Origin of the sequence: Poritiphilus flavus (assembly GCF_009901585.1) — a bacterium.
Lineage (GTDB): Bacteria > Bacteroidota > Bacteroidia > Flavobacteriales > Flavobacteriaceae > Poritiphilus > Poritiphilus flavus.
Genome location: NZ_WXYO01000004.1, coordinates 71,560 through 91,142, shown reverse-complemented (window position 1 = coordinate 91,142; position 19,583 = coordinate 71,560). Strand labels below are relative to the sequence as shown.

Below are 19,583 nucleotides of genomic sequence, written 5' to 3'. Positions count from 1 at the left end.
TGGGATTTTGAAAATGAATTTTCATCAGCATTGGATTACGAGCTGTCCAAAATCCAGGAGTCAAAATACCTATAGCTGAACAACGGCAGTTGGCTGCGAATTGCCAATTTAAATTTAATGATAGTCCAACGGCCAATTATACCATTAATAAAGGCGTAGAATATTTTTTGGGAGCAGAGGCCCGGTTTCATTACCCTCAAGAAAGATTAAAAACAAAGGTTTGGAGACTTGCCGAATACTGTCAGTCCGAGCAGGTGAAATTGGCCTTAGAAGTGGTCCCTTAGCGGGCAACACTTATTTATCTATTGGAACAGTTGTGCATTGTAAGTTTTTTCTTGCTAATTATCATGATAGATTTACCCCATGAATTTAGGGAGGGCACTTGATCGTCACAAGGGCATAAGGGCGAGAGGCTGGCGATCTTCAAACGCCAGATGGGGACATCCTCCTTATGCCACGCCCTTCCATATGTATTTTTAATAATATTAAAAAAGCAAGAGCTATGACTAAGGAAGAAAGATACCCGGAAATTAAAGATTTACTGGTTTTTGGAATTGAAAAATTGAGATCGAATTTTGCAGACAAGACCGCCAATATGGAGAACATGTGTGCCGTCCATACCGCATACAGGGAGCTTGCCCTATACTCTTTCGGATTGCTTGAAGTTCCTGAGGCATACCGGGATAAAATAAGCAATTGCCTGACCGGTGGGACCTCACTGCTAGAAACTAAGACAGCTTTGTTAGACTATATAGACTCGGGTGAATACATTGAGATCTATGGAGATAAGTTGCAATCGCCATTGGAAGCCGTACAGACCCTGCTGGATCATAGCGAGACCCATTTGACCTTAGAAGCAGGTCAGAAACTATTGAGACAGATCATGGACTTTTACGGTTGAATAAAAATGGTTCTGCCTTCTTGGCCAAATTCATCCTCTTCAATAGCCACTAACAAGCTAAAGCCACTATTTCTTATACTTAAACCTGAGCTTGAGCTTAAACTTGTTTTGCCGTGAATCAGCCTAACAACCGCAAATCCGACCGGTTAGAGCTTTAGATTCAGAGTAGCACCATGAGCTGCTTCCTCTATTATTAGTATATTTAGAGCAAAGGCTAGGCGAAGCGAGCAAAGCCGCTTCGCGCTCCTTTTACTTTTTACCCCCATTTCTCATCTACGGAGGTTCCCGAGTTGACCCACTTTCGTTTGCTATGGTACCAAGCCAAAAAAAGACCAAACTCAAATACACTTTCCATGAAACCAGCTGAAACCACTATTAAAATGAATAAATCCTACACCATCCTGATCAGCCTGATCGTCGCATTAGGAGGTTTTTTGCTGGGTTTTGACAGCGCGGTCATTTCCGGAGCTGTTAAAGGAATAAGCGTGTATTTTGAGATGACTAAAGCCATGGTAGGCTTTTCCGTAGGTTGCGTGATCTTCGGGGCCATGGCTGGAAATCTGGTCGCCGGCCCGGTAGCTGATCGCTTCGGCCGCAAAAACGTATTGATCGTTGTGGCCGCCCTTTTTGCAATATCCGCTTCCTGGTCAGCCCTGGCAACCAGCTACCTGGAGTTCGTGGTCGCCCGGATCATTGGTGGGATTGGAGTAGGTGGAGCCATACTGATCGCTCCGATCTACATTGCGGAGATCGCTCCTCCTAAATTGCGCGGAAGCCTGGTTTCTTTTAACCAGCTAAACATAGTTATCGGTATTTCCGTGGCCTATTTTTCCAATTATTTCCTGGTTGATATAGAAGGGGAAAGCTGGCGTTGGATGTTGGGAGTTGAGGCTTTCCCGGCCATCGTATACTTCATTGGTCTTTTTACGGTTCCCAGAAGCCCCAGATGGTTGATCCGGAAACTGAATAAAGTAGCCCTGGCGCGCAAGATACTGACACGGATTGGAGGCGAGGCCTACGCGGAGTACACTATTGAGGAGATCCAACAGGGGCTTTCTAAAAAGGAAACCAAAGGCAAACTTTCGGATTTATTCAAGAGCAAGTATGGCACTATAATGACCATTGCCCTTGGAATTGCCTTTTTTCAACAGATCACCGGGATCAATGCGGTCTTTTATTATGCGCCTACCATATTTGAGCAGGCCGGAGGCAGCACGGATTCTTCATTTTTACAAGCCATTGTGGTTGGACTGACCAATCTGGTCTTCACCCTTGTAGCCATATGGCTTATTGACAAATTGGGCAGAAAGCCTCTGCTGTTGATAGGCACTACATGCATGACCATAGCCCTGCTCATGACCACTTTCGCTTTTAAGAACGCCACTTACAATTTTAATGAATCTACTTTGAACAAGGTTAGCAACGCGGAGATAAAAACAGCCTTAAGCGATCTGGACGGACAGACTTTTGAGAGTCAATCGGATCTTTTCGAAACCATAAGAACAAAACTGGACCAAGAACTGTTTTTGGAATTTGAACGGGAGGAGATCAAAAACTTCATCAATATCAATGCGACCCTGGTATTGATCGCTATTTTACTCTATGTTGCTGCTTTTGCGATTTCCCTCGGACCTGTTATGTGGACCCTAATCTCTGAAGTATTCCCAAGCAAAATAAAGGCTATAGCAATTTCTGTGGTCGGTTTTTTCAATTCCCTGGTCAGCTATACGGTCACCCAGGTTTTTCCGTGGGAGTTGTCCAGTCTCGGGCCTACGACCACTTTTGCGATTTACGCTGCACTTTCTTTTTGTGCCATTCTCTTTGTTTATAAATATATCGTAGAAACTAAAGGAAAAAGCCTGGAGGAAGTAGAGGCTTTATTAGTGAGAAAATGATCCCGGATATTGAGGGTTTCTGTTAAATTAATCCTTTAATCATCCTTGAAACGCGGTTAAGAAAGTGTATAATGGCGAGTCGGCTCCTGCGCTCGTATTCCAGTTTTTTGCACTTATCTATCAGTTATCCCGATTATTCATTGTCTTTTGCTTCCTGCTTAGTAAAGCGGGTACATTTGCTCCATAAAGGGGAGGTACTTTGTCTGCATTTCACGTATTGCAATGAAGCACTTTACCCGGTGCCCGCTAAGCCTGAAAATGGTTAGTGAAATAAGGCCTCCCTTTTTTGTTGACGAGATCCCATTGACCTTAATCTGGTCAGTAAAGCAAAGACAACAGCCTACAATTTAGTATATATGAACTATCACACCAACAAGAGGGACCTTTTATCCCTTAAGATCCTCACCCCACAGGACTGGGTGACCTTCAGGCAAAAATTCAATTCCATTTACCCGGACTTTTTTCCTTTGATGCACAGCAAAGGATACGGTCTGACGGATTCGGAGGAACGACTGCTATCACTGGAAAAGCTAAATCTGACCTCCTCTAATATTGCCCACATCCTGGGCATTTCACTTCAAAGTGTATATACCGCAAGATACCGCTTGCGGAAAAGGCTGAACGTTCCGGACAAGGAATCCATAATCGGGTTTTTGGAGAACCGCTATCCCTAATTGCATTTATACGGAGGCATTAGCCTGAACAAGTCTTTCTACTTAGATTAAAATTTTCCGGGTTTAGGGTAATCCCCGATAAAAGTAGACTTCGATTTGGTAGATTTCGACTATTTTTCAGCTGTTAAATCATAAAACGCTTCATCATGAAAAATTGTTTATTTCTGCTTATCCTAAGCCTTTCGGCCCTCTCCTACTCCCAGTCGTCGGAGAAGATATCTGCCCTGGATTTTGTCCAAATCCTGAATGACAACAAGGAAGAAACCCTGTTTTACTACCACAACAATTGGAAGGTACTGCGGGAAAAGGCTTTGGAGAACAATTATATCCACGCTTATGAGCTTTTGGAAACTGAGGCCACTGAAGATGCGCCCTTTCAGCTCATCCTTAAGACTACCTACTTAAACAAGGAGCAGTTTGACCAAAGCGAGGAAAATTTCCAGAAACTTATTGACGAAAAGGGCGAGACGCGTTTTCTCAATGAAAAAAGGCCTCCGCAGTTCCGGAAGTTGCTCTTTCACAAAAACCTGAAACACCTGGAATAGGCCGGCAACGCGGGCTTAAACATCACTTTAAAAGACCTGGCTACCTATTGGCAGGCCGGCCATGTCTTCCAAGAAAGTAAAATTTCTTTTTGCCACTTTCAGAATGATAATCGTATATTTGCACCCGCATTGACCTCAGCCCCTCTTTTGTTTAAGGGTGAAAGGCCTTGCAGCGCAACAAAAGGTCGCGTAGCTCAGCTGGATAGAGCATCTGCCTTCTAAGCAGACGGTCACAGGTTCGAATCCTGTCGCGATCACTTAAGAATGAAAAGCTCGCCTAAGGTGGGCTTTTTCATTTAGACTACGGAGCGCAATCAGGATCACAAGCTACAGCGAGTAATCCTGTCGCGATCACAATACTAAGTCCTAAATAGTTTTATTACAACTATATAGGACTTTTTTGTTTTATAAAGTGTAACACTTTCTGTACACTAAATCTATTTTTTCCTGATGAAAATTGGTGTTACTTAAAGGATAAAATGGATAGATTCTGCGAGGCAAAATCAGAATAAATTTTCTTGAGTGGAACTAAAAAGCTACTTTGCTCAAATCTTTCTCTATGAAGATATCCAAAAGCTCCAATCACCCCAGTAACCTCAATGAATTGATTAAAGATGCTTATGGTACAAGGGAACAGTTAGCAGAGGTTTTAAACTTGGGTATTGAAATGCTGTTCTATTTAGAAGAGGATACCTTTGAGCGAAAGGATGTGCAGCACGTCGCCTCTGCCATTAGATTGGTTAGGGAAGTTCTAATACAAAGCGATTGATCTTTTTCTCTGTAAAGGCCCACAGAGCTATGAACTATGGTCATTTTTAGCATGCGTTTTTTATCTCCAATTGTCGAATTTTCGAGAAAGAAATGAACAGATAAGCAGTTCACACTTCCTGTTGTTGTCTATATTTACCTGTTCCAGTTTACAATTCTTGTTATAATCGATATCAATTTTCGTTTCTTTTTTAATCCGCTCGATATATATTTTCCACCTATCGTCCTTTGGCGGAATGGGGAATAAGACAAATGAAACAATTCCTTGAGTTGAATTTAGCTTTTTAGCATCCTTTACTATTGATTTGATATTTTTGGTGATTGGTCTACTGTTGTTGCTTACGCCTTCAATTTTCCAATTCGTATTTGAAGTTTTAAGTTCAACCTGATAATAGCGCTCATTGTAAAAAAATGAAATGTCAGCACGATTGTGTCCAAATCCATTTTGAGATTCAACTTCCACATTTTCCATTCCGATTAATTCGAGTCGGTTGGCTAACTCAAATTTCAACCATCCTTCAAATTTGGCTTTTTGTCTGATGGGTATTTTTAATAATTCCTTATTCTCTCTTATGATTAAGGAAATTTGTTTTAGAATTGTCTGGTCCAATTAGTTTATCCTTTATGATTCTTCAGACTGCGAAATCAAGCCTTTTTAAAATAGAAATTTTTGAGGTTAGGGGTAGAGGCCATGCTGAACTGTAGACAACGTTATGCGAGGGGTTTTATTAAATTTTCTTTCAGAGAAAAAGTTTTATCGTCTATTTCCATTTTTTTTATAGAAATAAGATTATAGTTCATCATGCTTTTCTCCAGTCTATTAATAGCAAGTTCCAGAGAACTCTGAGAAATGTTGCAACCAAAAATTATTTCACTTACGTATGCTAAATCAAATTTAATTAATTCCGCATTTTCATTGTTTTTTGTTTTTGCTATTGCTCTTACTTCTTTTTCATATTCCCATCTCTCTGATTTTGTTGTTAACCAATAATAAATTACTCTATTTAAAGGAGCGTTTCCATCTAATGGTTTTAATTCCGAAATGTATTTAACAGGAGCTAGGACAAACTGATTTAAAATGTTCGCATTGAACTTAAACCCAATGCATATTCCAGAGTGCTTTTCTGCATAATGAGACCACATAAGGATTTCATCACTAACTTCTGAAAAACAACTTATTTTAAATCTATCACGGTTAATTTTATTGTATTCTTCGTATTTATTTTGGTCATTTATCTGGTCCCAAACTGTTCTTCTGAAATCTGAAGGAATTTTTGGTTTAATACTATTAAAAAGCTCTCTTTTTTCTTCTTTTGTTAACCTAATTTTCAAAAGCTTTTCGTTGCAATCAAAAGGGTCGTTGAATATTGAAGGATGAGAAAACTTTAATGTTCCGTTCAGTAAGATGTTTTCGATTCCAACTTCAAGGCTGGTGTATTTATATAATGTCTTATTGGAAATATTTTTCCCAAAATCATTATTGATTATTTCTTCAAGTTCTGATTTTTCGAGCATATAATTTTGAGGTGCAACCAACCTTGCGCAAAACGGTCCCGGCTATGATTTCGTTGTGGACATTCCCGTTAGGAAATCGTCCGTTTGAAATCCAGCCGTGTTAAAGGTTAATTAGGTTTCAAGTTAGTTAAAATGCCGCAATGAATTATAGTCAATGTTGGGCATCGTTATTTACTTTCCACTGATATATAGTCTTTATCATATTCAAATTCCCCTCCTTTAATTTTTCCGCTTTTGTAAGTCAAAGTTATAGGGTCAGAAAATCCGTAAAAAATAGTATTATGATAGTCGACATTAATCAAATCATTTTCTTTTGGAAAAGAATTATATAAAATCTTGTTGTATTCCGGTTGCAGGTGTTTTATTAATGCTTTTTCCGCATCTGAGGAAATTGTCTTTTCGTTTGGTAAAGTATAATCGGAAAGGTAGCTCGTCATATCCTCTGCATTTGATTCTGGCCCAAAACTTACAATGGTATTATTATCTACAATCTTTAATAGAAGTATGATTATTTCGTTGGACGGAATATTGTCATAGGAAAATGGTTCTTCGTTTATTAATATCTCTTGGAATGTAGAATGGTTCGATAATCGTTTACAAATATTTTGCTCTGTAGACTTTCATACATAGTGGACTTTGAATTCACACATTTTTCTATAGTTCGCTGAAAAATCTGCACGTATATGTCCTTTCCAATGGTTTTGAAATAGTTTGTCAGGTGAGAACCAACCCAATGTCTTAGTTTTTTTTCCATTAGCATCAATTTCCTGAATTGAAAAACCTTGTGTTCCATTAAATGGAAATCCAATCTTTTTTTCTAATGTATTTTTTCGGTTGTGTAGCCTTAAATCTATTCGTTTTGATAAATCAGTTGTGATATTTTCTTGCACAAGTGGAAGTGTACATTTAATAATTGAAGGATTTTCATCTTGTCTTATTTCAAAATTTAGTTTTAATTCTTCTCTAAAATTAAAGTTGTTAAAAGTTAGTGCTTTTCTTTGGGCAATGATATATAATTGACTGTCGAAAACATTGTCACGAAAACCTTCGTCCATTATCAATTTCCGAAAATCATATGCACTCATTGGAGCATATCCTAGTCCGATTTCGTTTATTAGTAATCCTTTACCTTTCATTTTATAATTATAGCCAATGTTGTGCGCAGACTTTTATTTATTAATGCAATTTGTCATGACATGATTTGCATATTGAAACCAACCATTTTATAGGCTCCTTTCCAATATTTTTCTTGGCATATCTTTTATGATGTACCTGTGTTGCACGCTTTCCGCAGTAGACACATTTCCAGTTATCCCGTTTCAAGACTAGGTAACGTTTTCTTTTCCATTCGTCGGACTTTAAATAGGTATTTCGGTAATAGTCACGACGACGTTTTCGTTTTAAGCTGAAACGCCAACGTTTAAACAACCAAGGGACTAGTCCAACAATTAGAAGAAGAAGTAATAATTTGATGTCCTTCATATCATTTTCTAATGATATTTAAACAATTTTCCAATCTTCTGACCAATCATATTCTTCTTCATTTTTCCATGGCGCTCCGATTTCTACACTACTGACTTTTCCAAATTCCACGTTTAGAGTTAGCCAATTTTCGTCATCGCTGTGAGTGGACCAAAAATCGTATTCTTCTATCTCCCACTTTTTGACAATTCCTCCAAAAACTTCACTTTTAACCCAATCGACATTTCGGTCAATTATTTTAATTCCGTTGAATGTCAAGTGTGGACTGCTTGAGTAGATGTATCCCAGACGATTGTCCTCATTTTTGTATATGGTCAGCCTTAATTTTTGATTGTTATATTCGATGTAGAGGTTATCTGAATCATCTTCGTCCTCTTGAATTTTATCTGGTATTCCAAATGTCTCGTAAATCACTTTTTGGAACATTCCAAATTTCAAGTCACCAATTCCAACGTTTAGTTCGAGTTCCATTTTTTCAGCTCGCGTAAAACGGTCACGGCTATGATTTCGTCATGTGGTTGAAATTCTTAGAATTTCGAACCATAGAAATCGAGCCGCTTATTATTTTGTGAATTTGAAGTTAGCTAAAAAGCAGCAATGAATTATAGCCATTGTTTTGTGCCGCACTTTGTTAATCTAAACTCTTCCAAAACATAATTTAATTAAATATGGATGTTAGATTCGTTTTTATATATCTTTTATTTTTAATAGAGTATAAATGAATACCTCAAGAGGCTTATTGTATCCGGCACTACATAAATTCTATAGTTCCTTGAGCAGTCTTGAACAATTTGAAAAAGGGACAAACTTCTTTGACAACATAAGTTACTTAGATAATTTCTTTTCAGAGTATAGAAATATCACCTTTGTGTTGCAAAAATCTTTGGCCAATACATCATTCCTGTCCATATATGAAAAGCTGCGTGATAAATACCTAGTCAATGATGTCGGTAAATGGTTTATAGAGAAACGAAACGAGGTACTTAAGCAACAACCTTTTAACCTGGAAAAAAGAATTTTAATAAGTATCTATTCTGGTCAGAATCCGTTGTCACTACCTGAATTAGTTTATACTATTGATAATGATGTAGAAATTTCATCTATCGTTGACTCGCTGAGGACAACATTTATTGACTCTGGTCAATTAGAAGTGATGTTTTCGGCTGAGTTTTCATTTTTTGAATATGGCCATAGTGAAGATTTGTATGATAATTTGATTTTCGGAATAAGCCAAATGAAACTCTTCCTAGCTGACATGAAAAAGGAAATCAAAGGGGACTGTAAATTATCTGATGAACTCGAAAGGAAAATAGATAAGATAAATTTCTACCGGGTGCCTAAAGATATGCTCTTTGTTGATGACTACGTATTTTATAGTAAAAAAGAATATTTTGAAAAAGCATCGAGAGTTGCCTTGTTGTCAGGTCAAAGACAGATAAAAGTTCCAATTGAGAATCTAAATAAAACTTATCCTAACGGTGACTTGTTTAGCAAATTTGAACTAATGCATTTGGTGATTTTTCAAATGCAAAAAACACTATTACCAACTTGTCTAATTTTATATAGTGATGATACATTTGAACTAATTACTTTTGGATTCTCTATCAAAACTACAGTATATAGAAAGTTCAATGAAATTTCTAAACGAATTGAAGCTGATAAAATAGTTAGTGTTCTTTTTGTCACGGAAATGTACATTTATGATATTGGTAATATAAATAATCTGGACAGTCGTGAAAGGGTCGAACATGCTAATAGCGAGATTTTAGCATTTTATATGATTGATAAAGATCTAGCAATTAAATCACGTTCATATGACACAAGACAAATTGATGACTTTGAATACATAGCTTCGATAATACGAACTAAATCGAACGAACAAGAACTACCAAGATTTATGAACCCGATTTTGCATGAGTTTACACGTTTAAAAACAAATTTCAAATAGGTTTGCCATACTTTGACTGCATACAGTTTGTGATGCCATTATTGGGAGCTGAGGTAGTGTTTTGGTTATATAATTGTACCCACACTGAATTTGTTACGACTTGCTTTTGCATTATTATCTACACCGAAGTATTTACCAATCCTGATCATTCTCTCCAGGGCTTCCAGATAGGATATAGTTCTTGAGGCTTTTGTTGAGGTCATTAAAGTAATTCTCAATTCTGTTTGGTGATTCGCCAAAGTTCTTTACCATAGATTTTTTGGTCTTAAAACCCTCTATATTTTTATAATCAGCCCCATTTCCATACTCATTGGGTGGGGTTTCTATGGTAAAGATTTCAAATTTGTACCGCCCATCTTTTACAGCAATTTCAACAGTGTACTTTAATGGGAACGAGTACTTATTTTTTACAATCAACAAATTGGATGCAACCCCGGTTAACCTGATTTTTTTACCCTCGATAGTGGCTTTAAGTACCTCGTCAGGATTTTTGTAGGTTTCCTTTACCCAATTGAATGCGCTGGCATAAATTTCATCTGCCGTCTTACCCTCCACCTTGGTAACAACGTAATCGTTTAGCCCTTTTTCTTGATACTCAAATTTTTTGGCATCCTGTGCTTTGCCTGTACCGATGGTACCGATAACGAACAGTATAAATACTAGTCTTTTCATGTTTATTGTTTTGGTAGTTAATTACAATGAACTGCCAATTATAACGAATCCGTTATAGATTTTATTATGCAATGTGAAGTTCTTTACGTTGTCATGGACAATGAGAAAGAGCTTAAACAGTTGGGTGAGAAGTTTGCAAAGGCCAGAGAATCATTGGGCCTTAGCCAAACGGAGTTTGCAAACAGCATAGGCAAAGATCAGCCTAGCATCAATAGGCTTGAAAAGGGTAAAATAAATCCCAGCTACATTTATCTATTGGAAGTTTGTAAAGGATTGAAGATGAAATTGTCTGAACTACTTGAATCTTTTTAGTTTTTTCAACAAATTAAAAACCCTCTTGAATATTCGGGAGTAGACGAGAACGAGCCACCGCTAATAGTCATCTTTGTTTTGGACAGTTATTGATTATAATAACTCGCAAACGAATCTCGAAAACAAATCAATGCTTCTGGATAGCGTCTAGTTATTTGTTTTTTTGCTCTTTTATAATTGGGAGGTATTATTCTTTGAGAATCTGAACTTTCTACCTTTCGGTGTTCTAATTTGTTTCTGCATTCATAAAGGTTATTCATTATTCTACCAGCTTTTTCAGCATCATTTTTCTTCTGGTTAATTTGAATGTATCTAGAGCGTTCTGTACCAGCATCACCCTGCCTTTCAGGCTCCTCTTTTATTATTTCTTGTAGATAATGCAATGCAAGGTGGTCTGTGAATCTAATGGCATTTTGCAACCAAGAATATATTGCTGAATTATCTTGAATTTTCTTGAAAGATGAAAATGTGTTTAGACAATTGGCAGCATCCCCTTGTGCTAGTTGATAAACATCAGTCGTTAATGCTTCTTCAAACTCAAATTGAATTTCATTATCGATTACATCTTCATAGAAATAAACAAATGAGTCTTCATTCATCCCGACTGTTTCTTCTTCTTTCTCAATAAGTCCGATTACTATAAGTTTATTTGAGGCCGTTAGTTCTTTCCCTTCACCAATAGAATTCTTTATGTCTTGAAGTGTTTTTAGATAATCCATTATAAAAACCAAGATTTTAAATTGTCAATTGGAATGTTTAGATTCTTTTGATGGATTAAATTCAAGACAGTTTCTTGAACATAAATTTCAGGTTCGGATTTAATTAAGTATGATAAAGAATCTGCTATTTGTGAATTGGCTTTTATTTTTTCAACTAAAATCTTGTAATAACCTAGTCGGACAAGAGGGCTTTTTTCTTTACTGATTTTCTTGATGATAGAATTTACCTTTTGACTATTAAAATCTAGTGTCTTGCCATATACAGCGAGTAGCTGGTACTGTACCCATTCATAGTCTTTGAAATCATTAATTAAATTATTGAACTCATCATTATAATCTTTCAAATCAAGGTAATATGTTAGATTCCAAATGAGATTGTTTGCTTTCCAAAAGATGCGAGAAATACCAAATAACCAAATGTCGACCATTTCGTAGTCTGGAACTTTGTCATCAATGTCAATTAAATTTTGAGTTATTAATCGCCATTTTTGAGCTAGTGTTAAAAATCTCCTGACAAGTTTTACATCCTTTAAAAATGAGGATTCCAATATGTTTTCATCTTTTGTATTATGATAGATGTCTACAAGTTCATTCTCAATTTCCTCGATAGCATCGTAGTAAAAGCTTAAAGCTTCCCTTTTATCAAGAGATTTAATATTTTTTTCTTCATCCCCACTTATTTGAGATGAATCATGTTCTAAAATATCTACGTCTATTTCTTTAGATTTTTTATGCTTTTTAATTTTAATACCTGATGCGTCTAGCAATCTACCTTTCTCACTATCAGAGCGTTCAACTTCTTGAATTGATGTCTTCTTGATGTTAATTGATAATGACTTACTTTTTAAATGTCTATCAAAGCTTATTAATGCTGAATTAAGAGTATTCTTATTTGAATCGTATATTCTAATATCATCCATAAACCTATAATAGGTTAATCCATTTTTCATAGCTAATCTGTCAAGACTATCTAAAATTAGATTAGCGAAGAAATAAGAAGCAGCAGGTCCTTGTGGAATACCTACCCCAATTGTTTGCAAATCTCTAGTTCCTGACCAGAAATTGAGACACTTACCCAGTAGTTGTAGAATGTCATTAGCGATTTTGAATTCGTTAAGTTCTATGATTAAAGTTGAGTGAGGAATAGTGTCAAAAAAACTAGTAATGTCTGTTTCTAATTGATACTTGATCGAGCGTTTATCTACTGTTTCGTTTATACTTTGTACAAATCGATTATAAAGACTCACGTAATACTCGAAGAAGTAATAATCAATAACATCATCCTCCAGTAGTTTCACCCCTTTTTTTACATCTGGACTTAATACGCTTCCAAATACAAAATGTCGGGTTTCAGAAAAGTGGTCGTATGTTATTTCTGCTACATGGTTTGCAATAGCTTGATAAACAATCGCATCTTTTATTCCGAGTACTGTTTTAGTTCTTTGAGTACCATTGATTTTTGGCTCGAAATATTTAAATGGTCTGGTTGGATTATACTTTCCAGAATCAAGTTCTTCTGTTAGGTTTTTCAGGTTTTGTGTTAAGTCTGAATTGAAGACACTTATACCAAAATAGTCCTTAGCATCTGTTCCAACACTAGCTATAACCCGTTCCCATGCAAGTAGTATTGAATCCGCCGAAAAACATTTTTTAAATTCTTTACTGTTCATTTGATATTTTACTGTTTTTCGTAATGACCTGTCTTTAATAATGGCATAGTGTCAAATCATGAAATACGTCGTTGTTTTTAATCATTTTTATTTTTCGATTCAGGTTTCTGAACGTGGATTACTCCACTATCGGTTTCTATAGAATAAGGAACATTATGGTCAGGTTTTTCAGCAATTTCTGATTTTAGGATGTACTCTATGCCATTTTCAGTTTCTATTGAAAAAAGAGTGTCATTATAATAATCAGATACATACCATCTAATTTGGTTTAACAGAATTTTTCTTTGAGGTGAATTTTGCATTTTCTTCTTTACTGTTGAACTGTAAAGATTTACCAAATCTTGATGATTTGTTTCAAAATATGTTAAAACATTAAAACCACCTGTTTTTAGTTCGGGTTTGTCATTGATTTTGATGTTTTTTCCATCCATAGTTTTCAGCGTAATATCTATGTTATATGCAAATAATGCAGCTGGAGGAACTATGTTAAAATTGAAAACAATTCTCTCAGGTTTATCAGGGTGAAAAACCTCCGAAATATTTTTTACGATAGTAGTATCCATTGGAGTGCTTGTAATTGAAAATTCATATTCTGACGTGATTTTCACTCCAGAGGCTTGTTCCGTGCCATCGTCATTTTTGTTATTACTATTACCATATAGCATATTCGATAATCTAGTAGAGTCAACCTTTGGATACGTTAGAAAATTTTCAAACGAGTCATAATAAAGTACTTGAATATTGGTTTCGAGTCCATTAATTACAATTGGCTTATTAGATTTATTATAAATTAAGACTTCCGCCATAATATTATTATTATAGGATTTGTTTTCAATTTTTGTAGAGATTGAAAATGGATTGATTGCAGTGGATGTCTTACTAAGGAAATCCCAAATATCGTCCACATTAGTAAGAACAGCAGCTATTAAAGCAATGGCACTTACCATCGTTATTTTCTTTCTTCTTTTTGACTTCTTAGATTTTCCCATTACTCAATTTGGTATAATCAAATACCATAGATGTGATATTCCTTGGATGTTTCTATTTATCAAAACACTCACTTTCATTACTCAACTCTTTGATATAGTTTTTTGCAGGTTCAAACTTTTCCGAAGTAAAACTCCACAGAATTTCAAATAATTTATCGAGTGTATCTATTAGATTCGAGTAACTAGTCGTTTTAGGTATTTTATTTTCAAAAGTGTCCTGAATATATTTTCTTCGAGCATTAGCACTTGGGTGAGACTCCTGTCCGTTGTAATAACCATGAACCAATTGCTCACTTTTTTGAAAAATATCCAACCACATAAACCATAATTCCGCACCAGCAATAAAGATTTCGGAATCATCAATTGCTTTGGTTTTGGCATGCTTTAATAAAAAAGTAAAGGCCAGACTATCCGCTTCGTGTTCTTTGTTAGGATAATTAGCTATTTCAATTGTTTCTTCATTATCCGAAAAGTTTGGTTTAAAAGTGAGATTTGAATAAGATGCATCATGTTGAAGTAGTGCATGGGAATACTCATGGGCAATCACAAAAAATTTCATTGCTCGAAAAAACGAGCTATAAAATTTAATTTTACGTGGGTCTATTGATAAAGAAGTAGAATCAGGTGTTGGGTCTGATAATAAATGACCCATAACTTTAACACCAAAATCTTCGATTGTTGGTTTCTGCGTTGCTATAAAATCTCTTAGGGGGACAACGTCCATATAAGCAATTTTATCGTTATCCGTGTAAGGCAAAATTCGAGAAGAAACCTTTGCTAATTCCCCAATATCAAGACTTAGTCCATTATTTATTTCTAACAAATAGTCTCCATTTTTACCCCATTTTAACAATGATAAAGCCATGGCATTGTAACACTTACAATCTACCGTGTAAGGATATACTTCACCAATTTCAAAGGAATCATACTCATTAATTACTCTTTCTACCTCCATTAAATCAATCGCCAATGAATATCTTTCAACAAATAATTCATGCTTTGTTTTTGGGTGCGTAATGGCATTCTTTATATTTTCCATGTCCTTAATGGCCTGAGCATTGCACTCTCCATTAGGACAGAAAATCTGTTTCAATAGCTCGTCAGCATTAATATCTAATTCCTTATTTGGTGCTTTTTTCCTATATTTTCCTTGTCGGCTTTTGATCAATGCAAAAGCTAAATCATCGTTTTTTTTTCCGTTATCATTTTGACTTGAATTTTCGCCAGTTTTGCATGCAACTAAAACAATAGCAATGAGAATTAATGGCAAATACTTCATCAGATTATTTTGGCGTTATGATTAAAGAGATTCTCCCACTTTTATGAAAGTCATTCAAACTTGAAGGTCCAGAAATCGTTTTATTCCATAAAATTGCCCAGTTTATTCCTGGTAAAGTGAACCCTAAACTCACTTGCGAATACGTGAATGAACTGGCGTCATCTCCCAACAACCCTAGTCCCTCATAGAATGTATCCCCTCCGACCACGTATGCTCCTCTAAAATGTCCTACAAATCCCAAATTGTTTTCGGCAAGAGGCATATTGAATCTAACTTCCCCACCAAAGTCCATATTAATTGTGCTATCATCGGTACTAGCTCCCAAAGCAGGAAAATCGAATCCAAGTTTTGGATTGAACAAAAATGTTAAATAAGAGCGGTTAGAATCCCAACTTAAGGTAGGTCCGATAAGGGTAAAATTAAAGACTGCAGCTCCACCTCCACTCAGGAATCTTTCAATACTTTGATCGCTCTCGCTTTCTTCTTCCCTATCTGTTGCAGCTACAGTAGATGTCAATGCAACCCGAACAGGCCCTGCATAGTCACTTATTATATCTACGAAAGCGGAACCTGTTTCCCCCGTCGCGTTAAGGGAAGCTGTGTTCAGGAAACTAAACCTTTTACCATCACTCCAAATAGTAGAGGCCTCCGTAGCGTTTTTTGCAGGAAGCCATTCGAAACAAATTTTGCAGCTATCATCAACTAGCCCCTGTCCTGTTGGCCCTCCAATTACAGGGTTTATTGGACTTAAAACTTGAGAGAATAGCTGATTGGTAATAATAAAAGCGAGGATAATAAAAGAATGTTTTTTCATTTTAGTGTTTTATTGTTATTAATCTGGTTTATTGAAGCTTATATACATCGGTAAAAGGTCGACCAAAACAGAATTTGGCGAGTCCAAATAGATTTTTTAGCCACTTAAAAATGTTTAAAATGAAATCAAAATAGAATACCCACTAATAGGTATTATCTAGGGGGAAGTTTAATCCATTCAAAATAGTGTTTTTACAAAACAAATGATTACATTAAAACCTTAAAAAAACTAAGGTTTTTGTACAGTTAAATTGAAAGAACAACGGGATTTACAATTGACAATCACCTATGGTTATTCTATATGAATTGGGAGTCAATTTGGACTGTAGGAAATTTATTTTTGTGTAGTTGATGGTTGTGACCAATTCGTGAATTTATTTTCTTTCTTTTTCGAACTAAACACCTTTTTCAATTTTCCGACTAATCCGAAGTTAAACAATTTTAAAAATCGGTAATGCCAAGGGTATTGTATCTTAAATACTTCTCAATAAGTAATATTATAACATTTTTGGGACGTATTAAGAGATTAATTTTTGTGCCACATCTCTATCCAAAGAACTCAAGGTTAATTATTCAGCATCCTTTTCACTTTAGTAGCTTGGAACTGTTTGCCAGTACTTGTTTTAAAACCAGCATCGTTTAACTTTTTTGCCATAAGTCTAAGACTGAGGTCCTCATTTTGAATAGCCTCTATATAGGCTTTAGCTTTAGTATTATTTTCGTTTTTTAGTGCCTTTGTTTTGTTTCTTTCGGCACCCTTAAGACGCCCTTCCAGTGTAAGATTTTGAGGGCTACCCAACCTTTTGCCATTTGCCTTAAGAACAGCTAATGCAGCCTTTGTGCGATCACTTAAGAATGAAAAGCTCGCCTAAGGCGGGCTTTTTCGTTCGAATGAGATTTGAATTCATTCAAAAATCGGAATGAGAATGAAAAAGCCCACCAACCGAAGGTTGGCAGCTTTTCATTTAGACTACGGAGCGCAATCAGGATCACAAGCTACAGCGAGTAATCCTGTCGCGATCACGACACTCAGGAAACCACGCCCAAAGGCGTGGTTCTTTTGTTTATGGAAAAACCAAACGCAGTTTGAGTTTTGGAATAGACAAAAGAACCACCAGCAGTAGCTGCGTGGTTTCCTATTTGCAACATTGAACTGCAAAGGATCACCGAAGGTAATCCTGTTTTACCGAAAAGAACAAGCAGCGATAGCTGCGTGGTTTCCTATTTGCAACATTGAACCGAAAGGATCACCAGAGGTAATCCTGTTTTACCGAAAAGAACCAGCAGCGATAGCTGCGGGGTTTCCTATTTGCAACATTGAGAAGGAAGGTCCACGAGCTTTAGCTAGTAATCCTGTTGATTCAATACTTAGTGATTCGCTATCTCACCAAAAGGAAATAGACCGTAGTGTAAATTACAAAGAGAAAATCGTGGCAAAACAGATTGATTGGTAATCCGACACAGATTACGGAAAGTAAATCCATAGGCATAAGGGTTATTTAAGGGCCAGGGGTTAACGCTTTGTTCCTGGCTCGTAATTAAAAAACAACATTGTATACCACTTAATTTGGGTTTGGGCATTATTTACGTGAAAAGGAAGTGATTCAAATATAACTTTAGATATGATTCTTAAAATAAAACGATAGGAAAGCTGAGGCTCGTATTGGTAGTATTGACTATACAAATCAACTGTACCTACTCGGCATCCAGGGTGATGTAACATGTTTGGAACGGCCTAAACAATTTCAAGAAGATTTTTTAATGGGCAGTGCTACTGATTTTAGCCCGATATCGCAAAGAGAGAAAGCAAGAATTAATGGATAAAATAAAAAAGGTTATCAAAACCTATAACGCAGCGGCAGATTCTTTTGATAAAAAACCTCTTAGTTTTTGGAATTTTTTTGGACAAAAGACGGTAGACCTTGCCAACCTTAGGCAAGGTGATTCCGTTTTGGATGTCTGCTGTGGAAGTGGGGCGTCTGCCCTGCCTGCAGCCAGAGAGGTCGGCAAAGAGGGTCTGGTGATCGGCGTGGATTTATCCGAAAGGCTTTTACAATTGGGCCAAAGCAAGGCGGATGCGGCAGGTTTGGATTGGATCTATTTTATACAAGCGAATATGGAGCAAATAAAGTTCCCCAGGCACAGGTTTCATGCGGTAATGTGTGTGTTCGGCATCTTTTTCTTTGAGGATATGGAAAGGCAATTGGCAAACCTTTGGCGCTTGGTCAAACCCACGGGAAAAATTGGGATTACCACTTGGGGCAGTAATATTTTTTCTCCGGTATCCGAAATTTGGAATGAAGAACTATCAAAGATCAGAATGGATCTGGTCAGTGACTTTCAACCTTGGGACAACATTACCACAGAAAAGGGGCTTAAGGAATTATTTTTCAATACCGGTATAGAAACGGTCCGTATTGTAAGTTCCCAAAGAAAGCAAATTCTTAATGACCCTGAGGACTTCTGGACCATTGCCATGGGAAGTGGTTTTAGATGGATCATAGAACAACTGACCCCCGAAGAGCGAATTTACTTTAAGACCCGCCTTCTCTCAAAAGTTAGGGCACATGGCATTAATTCAATCGAGACCAATGCCCTTATCGCGGTGGCACAAAAACCTCCTGCCCGTCAAGATCTCTAAAAAGTTAAGTGAGGGAAAAAGCAAACCTAAAAACGGAAATTAATAATTAAAAGAGTATTAAGTATGAAGAAAATCCACAGCTTCCATGTAGCTATAGTCTTGATATTATTGGTGTCATGTGCTGAAAAAAAGCAATACGCGCATAGCGCCACACCTACTGAAGTCGTTGCGAAAGTAAGAAAAGCGGCAAGTCATTTGGAAGATAAAGGACTGGAAGGTCTAAGTCAACTTCGAGATCCCAATTCCGAATTTAGCTGGAAAGACACCTATGTTTTTTCATTCAATTGTTCTGAGGACAGGGTTTTGGCAAATCCTGCTTTTCCGGACAAGGTAGGCGGTGATATTAAAAAACATACTGACTACAATGGATTTCGATACGGCTTGAAAATGTGCGAAGAAAGTGACAATGTCAACGGAGTCTGGATAGAATACCTTTGGCCAAAGCCGGGAGGGGGACAACCCCTAAGAAAAATCAGCTATGTCATCACGGTTAAAAGTTTAAACATTCAGGTAGGTGCCGGTATTTACAATGAAGATATTGGTATGGCCGAACTTAACAGACTGATTCAATGAGCAAGGTGAGAACTATTTAGAATTACAAGGAATTTGACAGTAGAAATATGGAGAATTTTCAGTTAGATACGGCTAGACTTCATTTGGATTACGAACTGCTATCTGGATCACGAGATATTGCGATTAAACAATAGCACTCAGCCTACCACAAAGTATTGAAGCATTTTGTGGCAGATACCTTTTCCAG

22 protein-coding genes and 1 tRNA gene are annotated in these 19,583 nt (G+C 36.6%); 10 read left to right on the top strand and 13 right to left on the bottom strand.

Going from position 1 to position 19,583, the window contains the following annotated elements; translation table 11 throughout:
- The first annotated feature begins 502 nt into the window (after positions 1-502).
- The 6 genes from GTQ38_RS09575 (at position 503) to GTQ38_RS20980 (ending at position 4,784) form a co-directional block, all read left to right on the top strand.
- Positions 503-901 carry a hypothetical protein gene (locus GTQ38_RS09575; protein WP_161435294.1) on the top strand — a complete coding sequence of 133 codons (399 nt, stop codon included), beginning with the start codon at positions 503-505 and terminating at the stop codon, positions 899-901.
- Between the two features lie 353 nt (positions 902-1,254).
- Positions 1,255-2,796: a sugar porter family MFS transporter gene (locus GTQ38_RS09570; RefSeq protein ID WP_161435293.1), complete on the top strand. Its 1,542-nt coding sequence runs from the start codon at positions 1,255-1,257 to the stop codon at positions 2,794-2,796.
- A 356-nt stretch (positions 2,797-3,152) separates the two neighbouring features.
- Positions 3,153-3,470, top strand: a complete 318-nt coding sequence (locus tag GTQ38_RS09565) for a helix-turn-helix transcriptional regulator (RefSeq protein ID WP_161435292.1) — start codon at positions 3,153-3,155, stop codon at positions 3,468-3,470.
- Positions 3,471-3,616: 146 nt separating this feature from the next.
- Positions 3,617-4,015, top strand: a complete 399-nt coding sequence (locus GTQ38_RS09560) for a hypothetical protein (protein WP_238857883.1) — start codon at positions 3,617-3,619, stop codon at positions 4,013-4,015.
- A gap of 183 nt (positions 4,016-4,198) precedes the next feature.
- Positions 4,199-4,272: transfer RNA gene (locus GTQ38_RS09555), tRNA-Arg, on the top strand.
- Positions 4,273-4,574: 302 nt separating this feature from the next.
- Positions 4,575-4,784 (top strand): hypothetical protein, encoded by a 210-nt coding sequence (locus GTQ38_RS20980; protein ID WP_238857882.1) that lies wholly within the window; start codon positions 4,575-4,577, stop codon positions 4,782-4,784.
- A 60-nt stretch (positions 4,785-4,844) separates the two neighbouring features.
- Here GTQ38_RS20980 and GTQ38_RS09550 read toward each other — a convergent pair whose 3' ends face one another.
- From GTQ38_RS09550 to GTQ38_RS09525, 6 genes are all read right to left on the bottom strand, one after another.
- Positions 4,845-5,393, bottom strand: coding sequence for a hypothetical protein (locus GTQ38_RS09550; protein WP_161435291.1), 549 nt, complete (start codon positions 5,391-5,393; stop codon positions 4,845-4,847).
- Between the two features lie 101 nt (positions 5,394-5,494).
- Positions 5,495-6,298, bottom strand: coding sequence for a DUF2971 domain-containing protein (locus GTQ38_RS09545; RefSeq protein WP_161435290.1), 804 nt, complete (start codon positions 6,296-6,298; stop codon positions 5,495-5,497).
- A 167-nt stretch (positions 6,299-6,465) separates the two neighbouring features.
- Positions 6,466-6,735, bottom strand: a complete 270-nt coding sequence (locus GTQ38_RS09540; protein WP_161435289.1) for a hypothetical protein — start codon at positions 6,733-6,735, stop codon at positions 6,466-6,468.
- Positions 6,736-6,918: 183 nt separating this feature from the next.
- Positions 6,919-7,434 (bottom strand): hypothetical protein, encoded by a 516-nt coding sequence (locus GTQ38_RS09535; RefSeq protein ID WP_161435288.1) that lies wholly within the window; start codon positions 7,432-7,434, stop codon positions 6,919-6,921.
- A gap of 40 nt (positions 7,435-7,474) precedes the next feature.
- Positions 7,475-7,780, bottom strand: a complete 306-nt coding sequence (locus tag GTQ38_RS21205) for an HNH endonuclease (protein WP_161435287.1) — start codon at positions 7,778-7,780, stop codon at positions 7,475-7,477.
- Positions 7,781-7,798: 18 nt separating this feature from the next.
- Positions 7,799-8,251 (bottom strand): hypothetical protein, encoded by a 453-nt coding sequence (locus GTQ38_RS09525; protein ID WP_161435286.1) that lies wholly within the window; start codon positions 8,249-8,251, stop codon positions 7,799-7,801.
- Between the two features lie 247 nt (positions 8,252-8,498).
- Between GTQ38_RS09525 and GTQ38_RS09520 the strand changes: the two genes are divergently transcribed.
- A complete protein-coding gene (locus tag GTQ38_RS09520; protein ID WP_161435285.1) occupies positions 8,499-9,728 on the top strand; it encodes a hypothetical protein in 1,230 nt (409 codons plus the stop codon).
- A 132-nt stretch (positions 9,729-9,860) separates the two neighbouring features.
- Here GTQ38_RS09520 and GTQ38_RS09515 read toward each other — a convergent pair whose 3' ends face one another.
- Positions 9,861-10,400 carry a DUF4468 domain-containing protein gene (locus GTQ38_RS09515; protein WP_161435284.1) on the bottom strand — a complete coding sequence of 180 codons (540 nt, stop codon included), beginning with the start codon at positions 10,398-10,400 and terminating at the stop codon, positions 9,861-9,863.
- A 66-nt stretch (positions 10,401-10,466) separates the two neighbouring features.
- On the opposite strand from GTQ38_RS09515, the gene GTQ38_RS09510 reads away from it, so the two are divergent.
- A complete protein-coding gene (locus tag GTQ38_RS09510; RefSeq protein WP_161435283.1) occupies positions 10,467-10,712 on the top strand; it encodes a helix-turn-helix domain-containing protein in 246 nt (81 codons plus the stop codon).
- A gap of 86 nt (positions 10,713-10,798) precedes the next feature.
- Here GTQ38_RS09510 and GTQ38_RS09505 read toward each other — a convergent pair whose 3' ends face one another.
- The 6 genes from GTQ38_RS09505 to GTQ38_RS09480 form a co-directional block, all read right to left on the bottom strand.
- The gene (locus GTQ38_RS09505) at positions 10,799-11,431 is read right to left on the bottom strand and encodes a hypothetical protein (protein WP_161435282.1); all 633 of its coding nucleotides are present in this window, start codon (positions 11,429-11,431) and stop codon (positions 10,799-10,801) included.
- Positions 11,431-13,101: an RNA-directed DNA polymerase gene (locus GTQ38_RS09500; protein WP_161435281.1), complete on the bottom strand. Its 1,671-nt coding sequence runs from the start codon at positions 13,099-13,101 to the stop codon at positions 11,431-11,433. Before GTQ38_RS09500 ends, GTQ38_RS09505 begins: the two co-directional genes overlap by 1 nt.
- A 77-nt stretch (positions 13,102-13,178) precedes the next feature.
- Entirely contained in the window at positions 13,179-14,090 is a 912-nt protein-coding gene (locus GTQ38_RS09495; protein WP_161435280.1) for a hypothetical protein, read from the bottom strand.
- 52 nt (positions 14,091-14,142) lie between these two features.
- Complete coding sequence (locus GTQ38_RS09490; protein WP_161435279.1) at positions 14,143-15,369, bottom strand: M48 family metalloprotease; 1,227 nt, start codon at positions 15,367-15,369, stop codon at positions 14,143-14,145.
- A gap of 4 nt (positions 15,370-15,373) precedes the next feature.
- Positions 15,374-16,183, bottom strand: coding sequence for a hypothetical protein (locus GTQ38_RS09485; protein WP_161435278.1), 810 nt, complete (start codon positions 16,181-16,183; stop codon positions 15,374-15,376).
- A gap of 564 nt (positions 16,184-16,747) precedes the next feature.
- A complete protein-coding gene (locus tag GTQ38_RS09480) occupies positions 16,748-16,981 on the bottom strand; it encodes a recombinase family protein (protein ID WP_161435277.1) in 234 nt (77 codons plus the stop codon).
- A 1,017-nt stretch (positions 16,982-17,998) separates the two neighbouring features.
- On the opposite strand from GTQ38_RS09480, the gene GTQ38_RS09475 reads away from it, so the two are divergent.
- Positions 17,999-18,823, top strand: a complete 825-nt coding sequence (locus GTQ38_RS09475; protein ID WP_161435276.1) for a class I SAM-dependent methyltransferase — start codon at positions 17,999-18,001, stop codon at positions 18,821-18,823.
- Positions 18,824-18,886: 63 nt separating this feature from the next.
- Complete coding sequence (locus GTQ38_RS09470) at positions 18,887-19,396, top strand: cache domain-containing protein (protein ID WP_161435275.1); 510 nt, start codon at positions 18,887-18,889, stop codon at positions 19,394-19,396.
- The last annotated feature ends 187 nt before the right edge of the window (positions 19,397-19,583 follow it).